Source organism: Pseudomonas sp. 9.3L (genome assembly GCF_058536285.1).
The window spans coordinates 904,509-924,162 of record NZ_JBZUBK010000001.1 but is presented as its reverse complement, the minus strand read 5'-3'; the positions used below and the strand labels follow the sequence as shown (position 1 = coordinate 924,162).

Here is a 19,654-nt window from a genome sequence, read left to right as displayed (position 1 = left end):
GCATTCAGCCCTCAGAGCCCGGCTTGCGCGTTACGCGTAGCAACACCGGGGAACACGTTGCGTTTGCAGATCTTTGCTTCAACTTTTTGCGGCGCAGCCTTGGGGTCTTCCGGGCCATGCACTTCTACCGCCAGCAAATTACGCTTTGGCCAGTCGGTGTCATCACGTAGCTCGAAGGCAAAACGCCCATCGGTGTCGGCGGTGGTAGGCTTTTCGATCTTTATGTCTTCGTGACGGCCATCCATGTACCACAGGGTCGCCTTGAAATCCTTGACCGAAGGGTCAGCGAACTTGATATCAACTTGATGGTTCCAGTTTTCCAGTTCCTTGATGCCATTGCGCCCGTTGACCAGCAATTCGGTCGCCTGGTTAGGCTTGACGACGCCACTGCCGGATAACTCCACGGCCTTGCCTTCGCAACCATTGCCCATCAGCGCCATCATCTGGCGATAGGTGGTTTCCTGGTCCAGCGGGTAGAGTGGCGAGAATTCCCACACCAGAATCTTCGGTGGTTTCTTCTGGAATTCTTCGCTGCCCAGGTACTGCAGCATCGAACCTTCGAAACCGCCGCCCGGGAAGGCCACGTTCAGCACGTCTGCCCCAGTGTACTGCTGGAGGAAGCCGGAGAAGTTGTAGTTCTTGCCGCTGTGGCTGGTACCCACCAGAGTGACTTCCGGCGTAGCGGTGTCGCCAAACAGGTCGCCATCGGCCGCTTCGCCCTTTGGCTCGGTACTGAAGGTGTCCATGTACTGGATCGCATAGCTGGTGCCACACAACTGGCCGGCCATGTTCTGCAGGGTACCGGTCTTGCCCATGCGCCCCGAGACTTTGGTCTCGAATTCTTTCTTGGCGATGGCGGCATAACCCGGCACACGCTTGATGGTGTCGGCTACGATCTTGGCGGTACGGTCGGCACCGTACGGGGTCCAGTGCTGGTCACCACGGAAGTAGAAATCATGGGCCTGCTGCTCGTTGGTGAGCGGCGACAAGTCAGGCACGTGATAACCCATGGCCTGGAAACGGCCGAGCATGTCTTTGTAGTTTTTCAGCGCAGTGGTGTAGTCGAAACGCTCACGGTCTGCCGGCAGCATGTGGGCACGGTCAACCAGGCCACGGGTGGGCTGATAGACGATGACCACTTCCACGCCACGTGCCTTGAAGGCATCGTGCAACTCCTTCATCCGGCGGTAGCCTTCAGGAGAGGTCTTGAACTCGGTACGCAGGTCTTCCACGGTCCGGAACAGCCAGTCACCCTCCCCTTCGATCAGGGTGGTGAAGTTACGCTGGTAACGGGTCACGTAATTCTTTGCATCGGCGGCGGCCGGGCACAACTGGCAGCAGGGCTGCGCGGTGAAGCTAGGCGGCTGCGCGTCAGCGGCCTGCGCGCTACCCGACGCATACAGGGCAGCGGCAAGGCCTGACAGGCTCAGCAGCTTGATGAAATGTGAATGCATGGAAATGGTCCTTAATCCTGCGCCATGTCGGTCTGTTTCTCGACCGGGTCGATCAACACTGCTTTTTTCTGGCGAATCAGCAGGTCCAGAATTTCTGTCTGGTGAGCACCCAGGATCCCGGTCAGGCTGATGCCACCTTGCTTGGTGGGCGCCAGCATGGCCACGCGATACAGCTCGATGCTCAACGGCGAGTCGATTGCCAAGGGGTTGGTACCGTTACCGGACAGCTCACCGCCCACCACGATCATCGATACTTCGGCGTCGAAGGGGTCCAGCTTGACGTCGCGGTCGGTATCGCTCAGGTCCTTGATGTGCCCGTAGACACCCGTCAAACCGTTACCCAACGCCATGTTTTCGTATAGGCGAATGTTGGTGCTGTTACGTACCCGGATGCCGTGACGCTTGTTGGCGACCAGCTTGTTACCCCATAGCAGGTTGTCCCCGCTTTCATACAGGGTGATACCGTCGGTGTGGTTCTGGTAGATCTCGTTGTAAGCCACCAGGTTGCCCACGCTGTTACGGTCAAGCACCACGCCAGACAAGTGGTTGTCATAACTACGGTTGTTGATGATGAAGCTGTCATTCACTTCACGCGAGACGATGATGCCGTGCTTCTTCTTGGTCCCGTACACCGTGTTGTCCGCGATGATCAGGCCGTGCGAACGGTCGTGCGGGTCGATGCCGTAGATGATGTTGTCATGGTAGGTGTTGCTCTTGACCACAAAGCTTTCGGTTTCATAGCAGTAATAGCCGTACCACATGTCCGAGAAGGTGGAGCCAATGATCCAGCCGGTAGGCTCGCTACGGCCCATCTGCGTCTTCATGCTCGGGGTGTACTGGGAAATACTCACGCCGTAAGACTTGGACTCGTTATAACCGAAGCTTTTCATCTCGGTATTCACAAGGTAAGTCTCGGTGCCACCCCAGCTCACCAGGAACGGGCGGAATTCGTTTTTCTCTTTGAACCAGGCCTGGTCATTCTTCGCTTCGTTCCAGCCCGTCACCTTGGTATCGAAGGTAAACAGCTTGCCGTCGTTGACGATGAACGAACCGCCATCCTGAGACAGGCGCAATTCTTTCACGCGGCCGTCGATTTCAAGGATGCCCTTGTGAGCGACCACGATCGGCAACCGGGCCAGCCATACCCCAGGCGAAGTCTCGCGCAGGTATTGCTTGGGCACGGTTTTGCTCAGATCGGCGAAATTCACGTAACCCTCGTCGACGAAAATCGCCTCCGGGATACCACGCTGCTTACCGACCCACGCCATCATCTTGTTGTCACCGCCAATGAAGGCTTTGAGTGGCAACTCTTGCATCATGCGCCGAATGCTCACCTTGCCCTGCTTGCTGCGGTCCACCTTGGCATGCGCGGCCGCAGCGGTGTAGCCGCTGAGGTCGGGCAGCTTGGGGGGCGCCAGGTTCAATGGCTCGATGGGGGCACTGGCTACGCTGTAGGTTTGCGCAGGCTGCAATTCCTTGGTGGTACTGGGCTTGACCACAGCCTGTGTTGCAGGCGTGGTTGCCGCCAGGGCAGTGCCGCCGGCGACCAGCAGGGCCCCGGCCAGTAATGCGACTGGCCAGGCGCGCTTGCGCACCTGCGGCCGCTCCTTGCTATATGAATGCTTCATCTCATTGCACTCCCTTGGCGGAACCCATCAGAAACGCCAGATGACGTCGACGATGGCCCGGTGCATATAGGTGTCCACGCCACCGGCATAGGCGTCGCCGGGCTTGAACACGCCGGCGCGCAGGCGAACCAGCGCGGACGGCTCATCGAACGATTGGCTAACGCTTGCGGGCAGCAGCCCCTGCTTGAAGTACTTGGTCACGACCAGGTCCATTTCCTGACCCAAGTCTTTCTCGCCGTCATTGAGCGGCAAGGTCGACAAGGACAGATCACCAGTGGTGGCGTCGGCGGATTCGTAAGCGGCATTGATATTGCTGCCACCGATCCGCGAGTCACCGTCTACCCGCCAGAAGCGGTGGTAGATCAGGCTGGCGTCGTAGTCTTCCTGGATTTCCCAAGAGGCGAACAGCGAGGCGGTTTGCACGTTGGCCAGCTCAGCCTGGAAGGCTTCGCCGAAACGGCTGATACGCGAACGGGTACCGGTCCAGTTCGAGCGGTTGCTCTGCAGGCCGTTCTGTTCGTAGTCCTTGCTCGCCCGCGAATAGGCCGCGCCTACTTGCCACTGAGGGTCCAGACGCAGGCGTACGCCCAGGTCAGTCGCCCAGCCACTGACATGGTCGCTTTCGGTTTCGCCTGCGGTGACGATACCGTTGTTGTCGGTACGGCTGAAGGTGTCGCGGTTACCGGTCAGCCAGGTCAGGCTACCCCAGTAGTTGAGCTGGTTGGTATTGCGATGGTTGTACGCATCGCTGGTCGCTTCCAGGCCCAACCAGGTCATTTCACCATTGCTGGTCTTGTCCAGGTCGTCGATTTCTTCACCGGCGTTGGCCAGGTCGCCATCGTCATGCACGTGGTGCACGCGCAGGCCCGCCCACTGACTTGGCGCCCACTGATACGCGACGTCGCCCCACACGTGAGTACGGTCTTTATCGTTAGGCGACAAGCGAGAAAAGTCGGTGCGGTAATCGCTGAAGCGCTGGCCCACGCCTACGTCTGCCTTGAGCAGTGTAGTGTCCAGGTTCCAGGTCAGGGACTCGATGTAGTTGTCGTGCCACTGGCCATCGTCCTGACGCAGGCGCTGGCGACCGAACTTGAGCAGCTCACCCGGATAAGGCGTCAGCAGGCGGCTGTAGCCTACCCAGAACTCACGCATTGCCAGGTAGCTGTCGTCTGCTTCGCGGTCTTTGCTGTAGTAACGGCTGTTGCTGGAACCGCTGACGTTATCGTCCGGTTGCAACAGGGGGTCAGTCTGGATGGTGTCGGACGCTGTCACCGCCTGAGCCATGACATAGGCGCTCCAGCTGCCCCATTCGCCATAAGCCCAAGGGCGAATGTCGAGACCTATACCATTGACGTCGCCACCGGAGCGGGTGCCCAGGTCGCGGTCATCTTCGGACTGGCCGGTAACTTTCACTTCCAGGCCGAAGTTATCCGTGGCGGTCAAGGCCGCCAAGGTAGGGCAGGACCACAAGGTAGCAAAGCCCAGGCCCACACCGGCCAACATCCATTTGTTCAAAATCATAGCGATTGATCCTCACCGACTGCTGTTTCCGGCAACGCGTGCTGCGCCACTGCGGAGTTACTTTGACCCGGCAGAGTACCGCGCGCCGCGGATTCTTGCTGGAGCAGTTGCTGGGCCTGGGCCCGCAGTTGCGGTGGTAGTTGTGCTTCGATGGTGGTGGCCAGGTCCAGGATTTCCTGGCGCGGCTGAGGCTGAGCCATGGTCTGAGCCTTGGCCAACTCAATGAACACATAGGCGTTCACAGGGTTGGGCAGGGTGCCGCGGCCACCCGAGTACAGCTGGGCCAACGCGAAGTCGGCGCTGTTCTGGCCACGACGGGCGGCCATCAGCAGGTTATCTACGGCCTTTTGCGGCTCGACCTTGCCCAAGTAACCACGACGGTAGATCTGGCCGAGGTAATAGTAGGCACTGACCTGGTCTGGAATGGCGCCCTTCAGGTGCTGCTCAGCCTTGGCGGCATCAGGCAGTACGACCTTGCCTTCGTAGTAGATCTTGCCCAGCAGCAGCTCGGCGCGGGTTGGATCGGCGTCGTGCCCTTTGCTGATGTAATCGAGCAACTGGTCGGTATCGCCCAGGTCTGGGTAGTCATACTGCAACTGCGCCAGGCTGATGTACGCCCCAGGGTAGGTAGCAGTCGCGCTTTCAAGCAGGTCGTGAGCGGTCTTCGGATCCGGCGTCCCCAATTCAGGGTTGGCAATGATCCGTGCTACCGCGTCTACGCGCGCGGGCTGTACGCGGCCAGCGGCGAAGTTGTCTTGCAGGCGCTTGACCAGCGCTACTTGGTCGTCAGCGCGGTTTTGCTTCTGGTAGACGGTCGCCAGCTCTATGTAGCACAGCTCGGAGGTATCGAGCGCGGCCTTACAGATACGCTCTACTTCGGCCAGGTTCTGATCGTAGGTATTCTGCACGCGGTACAGAATGATCTGCGCAAGGCCCGCTTCCGGGTAACCGGCCGCTTTCCATTCGTTGATCTTCTGCTGCGCGTTCACAGAGGGGAAGCTCTGCGGGAACTGGATGTACAGCAGGGCCAGGGACATCAAGGTGCCCCCCTCGCCACTGTTGAAGGAGTCCTTCAACAGGCGCTCAGCTTCCTGGCGCTCGGCCTCGGTGCTGTTAGGCTTGGCGGCCAGCAGCTTGCCCAGGCGCGCGGCGGCGCGCGGCGAGCTGGCGGCGGCGGCGCGATACGTCGCTTCGGCCTTGGCCAACTGCGCGGGGTCGCCGCTTTGTACCCAGATGTCGGCCAAGCCAACCTGGGCATCGGCATAGCCCAAGTCTGCCAATTGCTGATAGTTCTGCTGCGCTAGCGCAACGTTGCCATTTTTCATGGCTTCGTTGGCCAGGCGCTGGTCTGGCAGGCCAGCGCAGCCCGCCAGGCCCAGGGCCACGGCAAGGCCCAATACCAAGGGCCGGTGCAAGTGTCGTAGAGTGTCAGCCACGCTCATTCTCCTGGCGCTCACTTAGAAGCCGTGGGCCATGGCTTTGTCGATCAGCCAGTCCAGGGAAGGACCATGGGTGCTAGACACATCGACAGGGCGACCCGCGAACTTGATGTCCAAAGGCTGATCCGGCTTGATGGTCACGCGCATGTCGGTGGACAGGTCGTCGCTCTTGAGGTTGGTCGCGCCTACTACCATGCCCGAACGCATTTGGTCGTCACCGGCTACGCGGAAATCAACCTTGGTGCCTGGACGAACGTCGTCGATCTGGCGGTAGGTGTAACGTGCTTCTACGTTGGCGCTGGTATTGCGTGGCACCAGGTTGAAGATCACGTCGCCCTTGCTAGCGTATTGGCCGTTGGCAACCAGTTGCTGTGCAACGATGCAGTCGCAGGGCGAGGTCAGGGTGCCGGTCATTTGCTTGCCGAACAGTTCAGTGACCTTCTGTGGGGTCAGGTCCTGTTCTTCAAGGTGGCCCTTGAGCACGTCGAGCATGCTGGTGCTGAAGCTAGCCAGGGGCGAACCCTTGGGGGCCAGGCCGTTCGCGCCAACCAGGCTGGACACGGTACCGTCACGTGGCATGGTGATGTTCATGCCCGGTGCGCTGACCAGGCCGGATTCGGCATGAGTCACGAAGTACAGGTTGTAGACCGACTTGAAGATATAGCCGAATGCAACCAGACCGATCAGGAAGATACCCAGGCTGAAGGCGACTGCACGCACACGACCGAAGAAGCTCATGTCGTTGCCCGCGGCCTTACGCTTGCGAGCCTTGGTGAAGTTGTCACGCTGAAGCGTGCCCAGGACGTCGCCCATGGTGACCAACTCGCCAGACAGGTGAGAGGTGATCAGGTGACGCAAGGTAGAGATGTCTGCCTGCTCCAGGTTCTGGAACTGGGCGCCAACGCGGCCGTTCCCTTCCACGGAGCGCGCCTGGAATTCCACATCCATGCCCAGGCCCAGGTTGTCGATGACGAACATCAACCGGCCACGGTACAGCTCGCCTTCTACCAACGGCTTCTGAGGCATGAACGAGAAGCCGCCAGCGGACAGTTCTTCTACACGGGCTTCTTGGGTTTCACGGTTCGGGCCGATGAAACGGATTTTCGCTGGCAAGCGAACCCGTGCGTGCTGGCGCTGGGCTTCGGACTCATGGACCACATTGGGGTTGACGGCTGTATTCATGGCAATTGTTCCTACTTAATCCATTGAGGGCTGGTCAGACGATCGCAAACAGGAAAGCGACGAAGATACTGCCTGCCGAGAACGTCATGGTCCGAGAAGACCAGGTGTTGAACCACTGTTGAAAACTGGCCAGATCGCGCTTGGTGGACGTCGGCTGGCGAGTCCAGGACTGCCGGTCGAGACGGAAGAAGACGTAGATCTTCATCAGTGCGCCAACGATCTGGTTGTAATAAAGGATGGCCGGATACGCTGGCCCCACCGGGTGCCCGCTGAACCTCAGCAGGATGGTGAGAATCAGGCGAGTGATGCCGATCCACAGCAAATATGCGAACAGGAAGGTAACGCTATATTTGAGCGTTGCGATCAAGGCCGCGGTCAAACCCAGCAGTGACGTCCACATAGACACACGCTGGTCAAACAGCACGACAGATGTAAACAGGCCCAACCGGCCGATACCCAGGCCCAAGGCACGAGAGTTCTGACGCAGGTTGTTGCCGTACCAGCGGTACATCAGTTTGCGGCTGGCCTTCACAAAACTCTTCTCTGGCGGGTGCTCAACCGTGTTGATGGCGGCATCCGGTACATAGAAGGTGTCGTAGCCCAGGCGCATCAGGCTGAACCAGCTCGATTTGTCATCGCCGGTAAGGAAGCGGAACGTACCCAGACGCCAGTGCTTGAGCGAATCGCTTTCCACGTCGGCGATGAACATCGGGTCGGTCACTACCGAGGCGCGGAACACCGACATACGCCCGGTCATGGTCAACACTCGCTTGGACAAGGCCATGGAACACATGTTGATGTGACGCTGGGCGAAGCGCAGTTTGTGCCACTCGCTCATGATGTAACCGCCGCGCACTTCGCAGAATTCGTTGGTGGTCAAGCCACCCACGTTCGGCCACAAGGCGAACCAAGGCACGGTTTTAAGCACTACGCCTTCGTTAAGTACGGTATCGCCATCGACCACCGCGACCACTGCGTGCTCGTCGGGCATGTGCCGAGAGATCGCGCGGAAGCCATAGGCCAGGCCGTCACGCTTACCGGTACCGGCGATACGCACGAAGTCCAGCTTCACTCGCTCAGGCGGGTTCATCTTGGCCCAGAGCGACTTCATCAGCATTTCGTCGCTCATTTCCACGAGTGAGGCAACGATGGTAGTGGGATAGCCACAATCGATCGCTTCGCGAATCACCGACTGGTAGACGGCAGCCGTGGTGCTGGCGTCGATACGGAAGCTTGTGACCATCAGGAACACATGTGACGGGGCTGCGTCCGGGCCCAGCTTACGCACTTTGCGTCGCAGGAGCGGATAGACCACGTACAGGAACAGCATGCCGCGCACGAAGTGCGTAGCACCCATCGAATAGCGCCAGATACCCACGGCGCCAATCAGAAATATGAAATCCTTGGAGTCAGAATTGAACAGCGATGGGGGGAGCGCAAGCGCCAGGCCCATCAACAGACCCAAGTAAAACAGCCATCCAGCAGCCTGAAGCAGGCTGTGCTTTAGCCTCGACATATCCGCATCCGTCTCTTCATCGACCGCCCGAATCGGCGCTCGAAAGTATTAAGGCAGGCGTAAAGAACCGCGGGGGCCGCAAGGCCCGCCGCAGTCACGGCTGTTACCAGCAGATACCTTCGTAGTTCGTGTTCGAATCGGTGGCTTCTTTCTTCAAGAAACCAACCAGGTCGAAGACTTGCTTGCCAGCTGGCGGGTTCTGCAGCAGCTCGCCAAAGGCCTTGTCACCATTACCCAGGATCAGTACGTCAGCGTCGTTTACCACGGCGTCGAAGTCCGACTTCAGCAGGGACGAAACGTGAGGGATCTTGGATTCGATGTATTCCTTGTTGGCACCCAGGATACGGGCGTGCTCAACGTTCTTGTCGAAGATGCTCAGCTCGAAACCTTTGCCGATCAGACGCTCAGCCAGCTCAACCAGCGGGCTTTCACGCAAGTCGTCTGTACCGGATTTGAAGCTCAAGCCCAGCAGTGCAATCTTGCGCTTGCCGTAGCCATTGATGACTTCGAACGCGTTCTGCACTTGCTGCTCGTTGCTGACCATCAGCGAGTTGAGCAGTGGAGTTTTCACGTCCATGGCGCTGGCACGGTAGGTCAGAGCGCGAACGTCCTTGGGCAGGCAAGAGCCACCGAAGGCGAAACCTGGGCGCATGTAGTAGGCCGACAGGTTCAACACCTTGTCCTTGCAAACCACTTCCATCACTTCACGGCCGTCTACGCCGGCTGCCTTGGCGATGTTGCCGATTTCGTTGGCAAAGGTCACCTTGGCGGCGTGCCATACGTTACAGGTGTACTTGATCATCTCGGCCACTTCGACCGGCTTGCGGATGATCTCGGCGTCCAGCTCGCTGTACAGCTCTTCGAGTACGTCACCAGACGCTTTATCGAACTCGCCGATAACGGTCATAGGCGGGTGATCGTAGTCTTTGATAGCCGTACTTTCGCGCAGGAATTCAGGGTTTACCGCTACGCCGAAGTCAACACCGGCTTTTTTGCCAGAGTATTTTTCGAGGGTAGGGATTACCACGTTTTTCACGGTGCCTGGCAGCACAGTGCTGCGAACGACCACGGTGTGGCGCTCGGTTTTTTCTTTCAGCACTTCACCGATGCTTTTGCACACTGCTTCGATGTAGTTCAGTTCCAGGTCGCCATTCTTCTTGCTTGGCGTAGGTACGCACAGCATCGAGACGTTGGTTTCACGGACGGCTTTAGCGAAGTCGGTAGTACCGCTCAGCTTGCCTTTGCTCACTGCGCTGGCCAGCAGTTCTTCGAGGCCAGGCTCGACGATGGGGGACTTGCCGTTGTTGATCAGATCGATCTTGACTTGGGATACGTCAACCCCAACAACATCGTGACCACGAGCTGTCAAGCAACCCGCACATACCGCGCCAACATAGCCCAAACCAAAGATGCTGATACGCATCGCATTCACCTCATGTGTTTATCACGCCAGCTCACTCAGGAGCTAGACTGGGGGTTAATTATCCAGCAGTATTCGGGCACTCGGATGCGTGACAGCTAATGTGTCGTTCCGACTGTCGCACAACCTAATGCAGGCATAATCAGTCAAAGTGCTCTGGAATGCGCACTCAACTAGAGCATATTGCGCCCTAAATAAATCAGGCTCGCCCTGGAATGTAGCCAGCCTTTATTACAAAACGGCTCACTTACTTTCGCTACTTGCTTTCGCGGCGTTTGTTATGCCTTGCGAATCAAGCATCAAGCCGTATGCATGAGCTTGCCTGGCAAACTCGAAACTGGCCTTGCGTCGAGGATATTCATCGTACGTCTCTCCTGAGATTAACCTTCGGGCTGGCTGTACAAACCCTTCGATTCAAACGCCTGTTTACCGCTTTCAGACGCCTCCTTTTGCTGCCGTGTACGTCATCTCTCACAAGATCCTGAATCAGTACGCGTCGTATGAGCTACAGATACCCTGGGAAGTTCCTGAAGGAGGGTACCACTCGTACCATTTCTGTTCAGACTTTTCCTACGAACGGTAGTAGCACATAGCTACTTTTCAGCATAAAAAATCTTATTAATCAATAAGATAATTACCGTAACCCACAGAAAGCCAGCATTTAAATAAATTTTGGCTTTTTAGAGGGCCCGGTAACAGGTCGGAGGGGTAGTTGAAGGGAAGACCGTATAAATGACCATTTGTTGGCGCCATTAGTTCGTCAAACTGCACCTTGCACGAGGTTTTAACCGCTGTTTTTGCACCCGCTGTTACCCTTAGTTACCTGTGATAAATGTCACACTTCAGTTTTTCTCAGAAAAACCAGGTTCGCCTCCGTGGAACGGTCCGCTGCGTACCGATAGCCCGCCTCCTCGAACCCCTTCAGGCCCTCCGGCTGGTCGATGCGCTGGGTGATCACATAGCGCGCCATCAAACCCCTGGCTTTCTTGGCATGAAAGCTGATGATTTTATATTCACCGCTTTTGAAATCGCGGAACTCGCAGTCAATCACTGAAGCCTTTAACAGGCGTTTTTTCACGGCGCCGAAGTATTCCTTGGAGGCCAGATTGACCAGCACCTGATCGCCCTGCTCTTCCAGCGCTATATTTAACCATTCGCTGATTCGCTCGCCCCAAAAGGCATAGAGGTCCTTGCCACGGTTGGTCACTAACCCAGTGCCCATTTCCAAACGATAGGGCTGCATTAAGTCCAGAGGCCTTAACAGGCCGTACAGCCCTGAGAGCATGCGTAGGTGCTGCTGCGCATAGTCGAAGTCTGCTTCAGAAAACCTTTCGGCCTGTAGCCCTGTGTACACATCACCTTTGAAGGCGAGGATGGCCGGGCGGGCATTGTGGGGGGTAAACCTGGTAGCCCAGCTTCCGAAACGTGCGGCATTAAGCCCTGCCAGTTTGTCCGAAATCCCCATAAGTTCGCTCAGCTGCGCTGGAGACAGCTCACGTAGCACCTCGACCAGCGCCTTGGAGTGCTCGATAAAGGCGGGCTGGGTGAAACGCTCGGTGGCCAACGGGGTGTCGTAATCCAAAGTCTTGGCCGGCGAGATCACTAACAACATAAAGTGGCTCCTATAAAAAACGTGGAGCTTGCGGCCTTCTGTTTAGGCCTTCAACACCCTTGGCCCTATCCGACCGATAAATGCGACAGGTGCGGACCCGCTGCTATCATGCGCCGATGACTGCCATGGAGAACGTGCGTTGCGATTATCCCCTTTGATGCTCACTGCGGCGCTGGTGTTTGGGCTACCTATTGCTCAGGCGGCCAAGGCGGAGGTGGCGACCCTGGACCGCAGCCTGTGGCCGGAAGACATAAATACCCCTGCCCTGTTCGATGTGGCCTCGCGCGCGCAGATTCTAAGTTTTGCACGGGAGTTGGTGGCCAGCGAAACCTTGGACGAACCTACCCTCGCCGCCCGCCTGGGGTTACGGCAAATCAACATGGCCGCTATCAACGCCTTGCGGGAGGGCTGGTGGCAACGCCTTTGGGCCGGTTTTGACCATGCTCAGCAGAGCTGTGCCCAGGATGCGTCGTTTTGCTATGCGGTGGACGACTTGGACGACCTCAAGGCCCAGGCCGGCCAGTTCAGCATTGACGACGATTCTTTTTATGCAGGCTGGGCCGAGCCGGGCCGAGTGTTCAGCCGTGCTTACTTGGACGAGCAATTGCATAAGGCGGCCTTGTTGCCCGATATAAGCAGTGAAGTGGCAACCTTTGCCAAGGTTGAGCACAACGGTGATTCGCTCACTGACCGGATGTTCCTGCTCACCTTCGACGCGGGGCCCAGCCCTGCCCAGGGCAACACCGACTGGTTGGCAGCGTACCTGCGCGAGCAACACGTGAATGCCACGTTCTTCGTGTTGGGCAATAGCGTGGAGCAGCGCTTGCAGAACCAGACCGCCGAGCACCTTGACAACCTATACCGTGACCAGTGCGTCGGCGTGCAGGGTTGGCAGTACCGCTCGCATAGTCAGTGGCTGGAATGGCAGCACTCGGTGTTGCAAAGCGTGGCGCTGGTGCAAAGCCAGCTACCCGATACCTATGTACCTCAGTTTCGCCCACCCTATGGGCAGCGCAGGCAGGACAGCGGTGCGTTCTTCGAAGCGCAGCAGTTAGACGTTGTGCTATGGGACATCGACGCCCAAGACAACAATGCTCAAATCAGTGCCGAGGACAGTACCGACCGTGTGCTGACCCTGATGCTGCTGTGGCGCCACGGGATCATCCAGCTGCATGACAGCCAGCCCAAGGCGCGCACCTTGGTACCTGCATTACTGGCAGCTACATCACAGAGCGGGATTGCCTGGGAGGACTGTCGCGACTTCCCCTGAACCTTGCCAGGCAGTGCCGCGCAGCCAATGGGTGACTTCCGACTCTAGCGGTAGGCAACCACGCCGCCAAGGGCTATTCGTCACACCGGAAAATAAAGTCTAAACGCCACTCAAAGTGCTTTGTTTAAACACAGGTTTTGCGGTACTAAGAAGCAGACCGCCGACCCCTGCCGACACAGGTGGCGTCCACCTTGGCCTCCGCTTGATGTCGCCAGCGCTCTTCTTGGAGCAACGGCGGCCGTTCGAGGCGCAGCACCGCTCAGGTATTGCGTCCACTGGCTCCCACGAAAGGTGACCGAGTATGGATGAACAAGGACGCACACGCTCCTCCCCCCAGCCTATCCTCTATGTGCTGGACACCAACGTCCTGATCCACGACCCCAATGCCTTGCTCAATTTTCAGGAACACCACGTCGCTATTCCCATGACCGTGCTCGAAGAGCTGGACAAGCTCAAGGCAGGGAAGCAGTCGGTCGCCGCCGAGTGCCGACAGGCCATTCGCCTGATCGATAACGTGCTTGGCGACGCCACCCCTCAGGCCGTAGAACAAGGCGTGCCGATTCAACGCGGTAAAGGCGACCCCAAAGGCTACCTGTCTATCCTCATGACCAAACGCGGGGCGCTGGAGAGCCCCCTCCCCGACCACCTTAACGACAATGTCATCATCAACCAGTTGATCGACCTGCATACCCGTCGGCCCGAGCTGAATGTCGTGCTGGTCACCAAAGACATCAACATGCGCCTCAAGGCTCGCGGCTGTGGGATCGCCGCGGAGGACTACAGCACCGACCAATTGGTTGACGACGTTTCCCTGCTGTCGCGTGGCTATCACTCTGTCACCGGGTCGTTCTGGGACCGCGTGCTCAAAGTGGACACCCGTCAAGACCATGGGCGTACCTGGCACCGGGTGCAATTGAGCGAAATGCTCCCGGCCGCCCACGTGAATGAGTTCATCATCGATGAACAAGGCTTTGTCGGCTGGATCAAAGCCGTCCGGCACGACGAGCTGATGATCCTGGACATGCATCAGGAGCCTCTGATGCATCAAGAGGCGTGGGGGCTCAAGCCGCGGGACATCCACCAGGCACTGGCGCTGTTCGCCCTGCTCGACCCTGACATCCACCTGGTGAACCTCTCTGGCGCTGCAGGCTCGGGCAAGACCATCCTGGCGCTGGCGGCTGCGATCGAGCAAACCATGGTGAGCAAGCGCTACCGGCGCATCATCGCCACCCGAAGCGTACAAGGCCTGGACCAGGAAATCGGCTTCCTGCCGGGCACCGAGGCGGAAAAAATGGAGCCCTGGCTTGGCGCGATCACGGACAACCTCGAAGCCCTGCACATGGACGATGAAAACACCCACGGCAGCGTGGACTACATCCTCAGCAAGGTGCCGTTGCAGTTCAAGTCACTGAACTACATCCGTGGGCGCAGCTTCCAGCAAAGCCTGATCCTGATCGATGAGTGCCAGAACCTGACCCCTCATCAAATGAAGACGATTATCACGCGGGCGGGCACAGGCTCGAAGGTGGTGTGCCTGGGCAACCTGGCGCAGATCGATACACCCTACCTGTCAGCTACCAGCTCAGGCCTGACGTACCTTACCGAACGCTTCAAGGACTTCTCCCACGGCGTTCATATCACCCTGCAAGGCGTGCCCCGCTCAATCCTGGCGGAGTACGCCGAGTCCCATCTGTAACGGCCACCGGCCGGGCGAGGCTCGCTGACGGCGAGCCCTGCCCGCGCCCTCTGCTATTAATGAATCACCACCGTACAGGTGGTGCCTGCCGCCAGGGCAAAGCCTGCCGGTACCTGGTCGAGTGAAATACGTACAGGTACGCGCTGCGCCAACCGTACCCAATTGAAGGTTGGGTTCACGTCCGCCAACAGCTCATGGCTCTGCGGGTTGTCACGGTCATAGATCCCTCGGGCAATGCTCTCCACATGCCCCTGGAGCGTTTCACCGCTCATCATCTGCAGCTCGGCAGCATCGCCTATGTGTACAAAAGGCAACTTGGTTTCCTCGAAAAACCCATACACCCAGAACGAATGCTCATCCACCACTGCCATCTTGGCCTCGCCTGCCTTGGCGTAATCACCCGGATGAACGTTCAAGTTGGTCACATAGCCATCGACCTGGGCCACTATCCGCGTACGCGCTACGTTCAATTCGGCTGCCGCCAGACGGGCCTGGGCCTGTTGATACGCCGCGCGGGCAATGGCCGCCACGCTGCCGGCGTCCTCCTGGTTCTCCTTGGAGATCACAAGGGCGTCCAGGTCGGCCCGCCGCCGGGCATTGAGCGTGCGCATCTCCCACGTTGCCTTGCGCGCAGCGACCTCGGCCCGCGCTTGAGCGGCGGCGATTTCATAATGTGCAGGGTCTATTTGAATCAGCAGGTCACCTTTGCGCACCCGCTGGTTGTCATTGACCGGTACGGCCACCACGTAACCGGGCACGTCGGCCGCGACATTGATGATATCGGCGCGCACGCGGCCATCGCGGGTCCAGGGGCTGTCCATGTAATGCACCCACAGCCGATGCCCTAGCCACACGGCCAGGCAAAACACGATCAGGGTCCCTGCGATGCTGAACAGCTTTTTCATGACAATTTCTCAGCGGTAAACCGTCAGCGCCAGCGCGCTGAACAGGCAAAAAAACAGGCTCAAGCGCAGCAGCGCCGGGTGCCAAAACCTGCGATAGAGGTCGAACCGGGCGCACAGCCGGTCCAAGCCCCAGGCCAGCCCTATCGCCACGAGCAACAGCAGCGTCAGCACCGGCATGTACACACCCAGTAGGGCCACTTCACGAGGCATGCGACGCTCCAATGGGTGATATTGACAAGGGCAAGGGCGAATGAGGGTCGAGCAGGCTGCTTCGAATGAAATGCAGGTAACTCTGCACACGGCGCAGTACCGAGGTGTCGAAATGGCGGGCAAAGGGTTCGTCAGCCTGTTGAACACGGGCGAGTGCCGTTTCTACGGCCGTGAGGGCACGTACTCGGTTGGCGACGTCTGGCTGCAGGAATAAACGAACCAGCGCACGCCCCATGACGCGAATGGCCTGCCGCCAGGGCTGGCCCTGGGCATAGGCAGGGTGAACGAACAACGCGTCCTGCTCCTGGCGGATCTCGATGACCGCGTGCCCCACTTCAAGCACTAGCAGCATCCAGCGCAGCAGTTCGCGCTGTACCTTGGGTTGCGACGCGGCCAGGCCATAGCCGTGATGGACGATATCCCGAGCCCGGCTTTCGAAACTGCCCAGCCGCCGGGCAGGGCCAGTGACCGCGAATACCATGAGTTGGCGCAACTGGGCTTCAAGCCGTCGCCACATCCAGGTCGCATTAGGCGGCAGGATAACCGCGCCGGCCGCCGCACAGACCACCATGCCCAGGACCATGGCGATGTAATCGTTGATAAACCCATAGGGGTTGTACTGCGTGAGGTTGTCGGGCACTGACCCAATGGAAAAGAAAATCAGCAAGCCCAGGCCGTACCCCGCCCAAGCGGGGCGAGACACCAGGAACGCGCCAAAGGCAAACACCGGCGCCAATACCACGCACAGCAGCACGAAACCGTCGATTTGCGGGTAGACGAAAAAGTACTCCACGACGCCTGCGCAGGCGCCGAGCAAGGTACCGCAGGCCATCTGAAAGGCCATTCGGCGCGGGTTGGGCGTGGCCGCTGACAAACCAACCGTGGCAGCTGCCACCAGCGTCATAGTCGCTCCGCTGGGCCAAGCGGTGGCTAGCCAGAAGCTGCCCAAACCCAACAACACCAACGCCCCACGCACTCCGGCGGCCAGCGAAGCCAACCAATGGGTATGCGCTGCGTAGCGATGGCCCGGTGGGCTATGCGCCGGTAGCGGCGATACAAGGGCTGCGTGGGTAAGCGCGTAATCGTGCAGCGCCTGGACGAAGCGGAACAACAGCTCAAAGGCCGTATGCAAATCCATCAGGTCATTGTCATCAGGGCGCGTATCCAGAAACGCTGCCCTTACAGGACGCACCTGATCGGCAAACGCCGTCTGGTAAGCATCCAACTCAGCCGCCAGCCGGCCAGCGGCTTCCAGGGTCAGGGCGTGGCCGGCAAAAGGCGCCAGGCAGGCACTGAAGGCCTTTAAGGCAGGGGCCAATAGGGACGGTATGGGCGACGCCTGGCCCAGACGCTGCAGTAGGCGATGCAGCGCATTGAAGCGCGTGGTGAGCGTCATGAATTCACTGTTTAGGCGGCTGAGCCGGCCGCTACGCCGCCGCATGTGTGGGTCTTCGAAAGCCGTAACACTACGCAGCCCTTCGAGCCCTACCGCCTCTGCCAAAAAGCGCGCATTGGCCTGTTCGAAGGCCGCATCGCTAACCGCACCGCCAAGGTTATCCAGCACGAAGGCCGTGAAGGTACCAAATCGCTGGTACAGGGCGTTGCGCATGGCTGCGCTGGCCGATTGTGGCAACACCGCCGCGCTGACCCCGGTGGCTACCAACAGCCCCAGCCCTATCTCCAGTACCCGCCACAGGGCCGCAAACATTGCCTGGTCGGGGTGCGCCAGCACGGGTAAACCCACCATCGCAGCGGTATACCCCGCTAGCACACAGCCGTAACCGCGGAAATTGCGCTGGCGCATGGCACCGGCCGAACACAGCCCTACCCACAGGGCCAGGCTGGCCAGGAACAGTTCGGTGTTCTGGGGGAACAGCGCTATCAGCGCAACGGTGACTATAGAACCCACCAAGGTGCCGAGCAGGCGGTACAGGCTTTTGGCAAACACCTGACCGCTTTGCGGCTGCATCACGATGAAAACGGTTGCCAGTGCCGTGTGTGGCTGTGGTAACTCAAACCGCATGGCCAGCCACAGGGTGAGGAACGCGGCCAGCAGCACCTTGACGATAAAGACCCATGTCACGCCATCGCTACGGGCCCAGGCCAGGGCCTCTTGGCGCAGGCCAAGGCACGGCGCGGCGGTTATTACCCTCATGGCTGCACCGAAGCGTGCGGGCGATCCCACATGCCTGGCAGGCGAGGCGGTGCAGGTGCGACCAGCTGCGCCTGCTCAGGGCTGTCACCGCCGGCGTTCAGCCCGCCCCCCAGTGCGGTAATGAGGTCTGCTTGCGCCGATAGCCGCGCCGCCCATACCTCTTGCGCTACGGTGCGCTGCCTGAGCAGTGCGGTCTGCGCCTGCAGTACTTCCAGGTACCCGGTCAGCCCGCACTGCCAACCGACCTTGGCCAAAGACCAGGCCCGTTGCGCACTGGCAACCGATTGCTCGGCGAAGGCCGCCTGATGTTCCAGCGACTGCCTGCGAATCAGTTGGTCGGACACCTCCTTGAGCGCATTGGCGATTACCTCGCGGTACTGGGCCACAGCCAGGTCGTAGCCTGCGGCCGCCTCACCCAGCGCGCTACGTAATTGCCCGCCATCAAACAGGGGCAGGCTCAACGCAGGCCCCGCACGGTAGCCCAGCGTCGATCCGGTCAAAAAGCTCAGCATTCCCCCGCTGGTTGCCATGTAGCCCAGGCTGGCGGTCAGGTCCACGTTAGGGTAGAAACCGGCGTGCGCCACCTCCAGGCCCCGCGCCTGTGCAGCCACTTGCCAGCGGCTGGCGACGACATCAGGGCGTTGCCCCAGTAACTGCGTTGGTAGCGGGGCGGGCAGGCCAACTTGGGCCTGTAGCTGCAACGCAGGGCGCCGTATGCCAGCGCCAGCGCCAGGCCCTTTACCCGCCAGTGCCGCTAATTGATTACGTGCCTGGGCGATCCGTTCCTCCAGCGCGTCCACCTGGCGCTGGGTCTCGGGCAGCAAGGTCTGGGCCTGGCTTACCTCTACCTGGGTCCCGAGACCCGCGGCGAAACGGCGGTTAGCCAAGTCAAGCACCTGCCGTTGTTGCTCAAGGGTGGCCTCAAGGACGGCCTGTTGGGCGTAGCTCAACGCCATGCCGATGTATACCCGCACGACGTCTCGGGTCAGGGCCAGCCGAGCCTGACGCGCTTGGGCAGCCGCCTGATGGGCGACATCCAGTGAGCGTTCGCTGGCACTTCGCTCACGGTGCCAGAGGTCCAGATCGTAGCTCAGGCCCAGGCCTGCGGAGTTGTCCCAGGTGGTGCGGTCAGCGAGGTCGCCAGGCCCGTAGAACCCGTCGGCTGGCCAGTTGCGCCGATGCAGGCTGGCATTGGCCGTCAACTGAGGTTGCTCGCGAGCCGTGGCAAGCCCTGCAGCTGCACGCGCCTCCCTCAGGCGGGCCTGGGCCATTGCCAGGCTAGGGCTACCCGCCAGCGCCTGCGCAACCCACTGGTTCAGTTGCACGTCACCGTATCCCTGCCACCACTGGTTGTCGGGCCACTGAGCCTCCTGCGCGGCGGCGTCAATCGCCGCGTCCGTGGCCCATTCATTCGCCTGAGGCATGTGCTGCTCGGGCGTAATGCCCCCGGTGCTGATGCAGCCGCTCAAGGCCAATAGACACGCACAGGCACTAAGCGCCCTGAACACTGTAGAAAAGCGAGACGGCACCGCGGTAAGTTCCGAAATAGACAAACGAGGAGGAAGGTTGGGGCTGGCATTCTAGAGGGGCTACGGCGAGGCGATAAGCGAGGCCGGGCGTGATTCTTTATTACCCCGTTAGAAACA

14 protein-coding genes are annotated in these 19,654 nt (G+C 59.5%); 2 read left to right on the top strand and 12 right to left on the bottom strand.

The window, feature by feature from the left end; all coding sequences use genetic code 11:
• Nucleotides 1–11 precede the first annotated feature (11 nt).
• The 8 genes from AC4LE2_RS04185 to yaaA form a co-directional block, all read right to left on the bottom strand.
• The gene (locus AC4LE2_RS04185; RefSeq protein WP_491824273.1) at nt 12–1,454 is read right to left on the bottom strand and encodes an alginate O-acetyltransferase; all 1,443 of its coding nucleotides are present in this window, start codon (nt 1,452–1,454) and stop codon (nt 12–14) included.
• Between the two features lie 11 nt (nt 1,455–1,465).
• Entirely contained in the window at nt 1,466–3,082 is a 1,617-nt protein-coding gene (gene algG / locus AC4LE2_RS04180; RefSeq protein WP_491824271.1) for a mannuronan 5-epimerase AlgG, read from the bottom strand.
• A 27-nt stretch (nt 3,083–3,109) separates the two neighbouring features.
• A complete protein-coding gene (locus tag AC4LE2_RS04175) occupies nt 3,110–4,603 on the bottom strand; it encodes an alginate export family protein (protein WP_491824269.1) in 1,494 nt (497 codons plus the stop codon).
• Nucleotides 4,600–6,039 (bottom strand): alginate biosynthesis protein AlgK, encoded by a 1,440-nt coding sequence (locus AC4LE2_RS04170; RefSeq protein ID WP_491824267.1) that lies wholly within the window; start codon nt 6,037–6,039, stop codon nt 4,600–4,602. The genes AC4LE2_RS04175 and AC4LE2_RS04170 overlap by 4 nt, the downstream gene beginning before the upstream one ends.
• A gap of 21 nt (nt 6,040–6,060) precedes the next feature.
• Nucleotides 6,061–7,224 (bottom strand): PilZ domain-containing protein, encoded by a 1,164-nt coding sequence (locus AC4LE2_RS04165; protein WP_491824265.1) that lies wholly within the window; start codon nt 7,222–7,224, stop codon nt 6,061–6,063.
• Between the two features lie 34 nt (nt 7,225–7,258).
• Nucleotides 7,259–8,740 carry a glycosyltransferase family 2 protein gene (locus tag AC4LE2_RS04160; RefSeq protein ID WP_491824263.1) on the bottom strand — a complete coding sequence of 494 codons (1,482 nt, stop codon included), beginning with the start codon at nt 8,738–8,740 and terminating at the stop codon, nt 7,259–7,261.
• 103 nt (nt 8,741–8,843) lie between these two features.
• Nucleotides 8,844–10,163 (bottom strand): nucleotide sugar dehydrogenase, encoded by a 1,320-nt coding sequence (locus tag AC4LE2_RS04155; RefSeq protein WP_491824261.1) that lies wholly within the window; start codon nt 10,161–10,163, stop codon nt 8,844–8,846.
• Nucleotides 10,164–10,995: 832 nt separating this feature from the next.
• Nucleotides 10,996–11,772, bottom strand: coding sequence for a peroxide stress protein YaaA (yaaA, locus tag AC4LE2_RS04150; protein WP_491824259.1), 777 nt, complete (start codon nt 11,770–11,772; stop codon nt 10,996–10,998).
• A 139-nt stretch (nt 11,773–11,911) separates the two neighbouring features.
• Here yaaA and AC4LE2_RS04145 point away from each other — a divergent pair, with 139 nt between their 5' ends.
• Both AC4LE2_RS04145 and AC4LE2_RS04140 read left to right on the top strand, forming a co-directional pair.
• Nucleotides 11,912–13,042, top strand: a complete 1,131-nt coding sequence (locus AC4LE2_RS04145) for a polysaccharide deacetylase family protein (RefSeq protein WP_491824257.1) — start codon at nt 11,912–11,914, stop codon at nt 13,040–13,042.
• Between the two features lie 301 nt (nt 13,043–13,343).
• Nucleotides 13,344–14,738, top strand: a complete 1,395-nt coding sequence (locus AC4LE2_RS04140) for a PhoH family protein (RefSeq protein ID WP_491824255.1) — start codon at nt 13,344–13,346, stop codon at nt 14,736–14,738.
• A gap of 56 nt (nt 14,739–14,794) precedes the next feature.
• Here the strand turns inward: AC4LE2_RS04140 and AC4LE2_RS04135 are convergent, their stop codons facing one another.
• The 4 genes from AC4LE2_RS04135 to AC4LE2_RS04120 are packed head-to-tail and all read right to left on the bottom strand — an operon-like array spanning nt 14,795 to nt 19,537.
• A complete protein-coding gene (locus AC4LE2_RS04135) occupies nt 14,795–15,643 on the bottom strand; it encodes an efflux RND transporter periplasmic adaptor subunit (protein ID WP_491824253.1) in 849 nt (282 codons plus the stop codon).
• Between the two features lie 9 nt (nt 15,644–15,652).
• Entirely contained in the window at nt 15,653–15,853 is a 201-nt protein-coding gene (locus AC4LE2_RS04130; RefSeq protein ID WP_491824252.1) for a DUF1656 domain-containing protein, read from the bottom strand.
• Nucleotides 15,843–18,008: an FUSC family protein gene (locus AC4LE2_RS04125; protein ID WP_491824250.1), complete on the bottom strand. Its 2,166-nt coding sequence runs from the start codon at nt 18,006–18,008 to the stop codon at nt 15,843–15,845. Before AC4LE2_RS04125 ends, AC4LE2_RS04130 begins: the two co-directional genes overlap by 11 nt.
• A complete protein-coding gene (locus AC4LE2_RS04120; RefSeq protein WP_491824248.1) occupies nt 18,005–19,537 on the bottom strand; it encodes an efflux transporter outer membrane subunit in 1,533 nt (510 codons plus the stop codon). Before AC4LE2_RS04120 ends, AC4LE2_RS04125 begins: the two co-directional genes overlap by 4 nt.
• Nucleotides 19,538–19,654 lie beyond the last annotated feature (117 nt).

Excerpts from the sequence above, each read along its gene's own strand:
- AC4LE2_RS04185 (WP_491824273.1), bottom strand. The coding sequence starts at position 1,454 with ATGCATTCACATTTCATCAAGCTGCTGAGCCTGTCAGGCCTTGCCGCT.
- AC4LE2_RS04140 (WP_491824255.1), top strand. The coding sequence starts at position 13,344 with ATGGATGAACAAGGACGCACACGCTCCTCCCCCCAGCCTATCCTCTAT.
- AC4LE2_RS04155 (WP_491824261.1), bottom strand. The coding sequence starts at position 10,163 with ATGCGTATCAGCATCTTTGGTTTGGGCTATGTTGGCGCGGTATGTGCG.
- AC4LE2_RS04175 (WP_491824269.1), bottom strand. The coding sequence starts at position 4,603 with ATGATTTTGAACAAATGGATGTTGGCCGGTGTGGGCCTGGGCTTTGCT.
- AC4LE2_RS04125 (WP_491824250.1), bottom strand. The coding sequence starts at position 18,008 with ATGAGGGTAATAACCGCCGCGCCGTGCCTTGGCCTGCGCCAAGAGGCC.
- algG (WP_491824271.1), bottom strand. The coding sequence starts at position 3,082 with ATGAAGCATTCATATAGCAAGGAGCGGCCGCAGGTGCGCAAGCGCGCC.
- AC4LE2_RS04130 (WP_491824252.1), bottom strand. The coding sequence starts at position 15,853 with ATGCCTCGTGAAGTGGCCCTACTGGGTGTGTACATGCCGGTGCTGACG.
- AC4LE2_RS04165 (WP_491824265.1), bottom strand. The coding sequence starts at position 7,224 with ATGAATACAGCCGTCAACCCCAATGTGGTCCATGAGTCCGAAGCCCAG.
- AC4LE2_RS04160 (WP_491824263.1), bottom strand. The coding sequence starts at position 8,740 with ATGTCGAGGCTAAAGCACAGCCTGCTTCAGGCTGCTGGATGGCTGTTT.
- AC4LE2_RS04135 (WP_491824253.1), bottom strand. The coding sequence starts at position 15,643 with ATGAAAAAGCTGTTCAGCATCGCAGGGACCCTGATCGTGTTTTGCCTG.
- yaaA (WP_491824259.1), bottom strand. The coding sequence starts at position 11,772 with ATGTTGTTAGTGATCTCGCCGGCCAAGACTTTGGATTACGACACCCCG.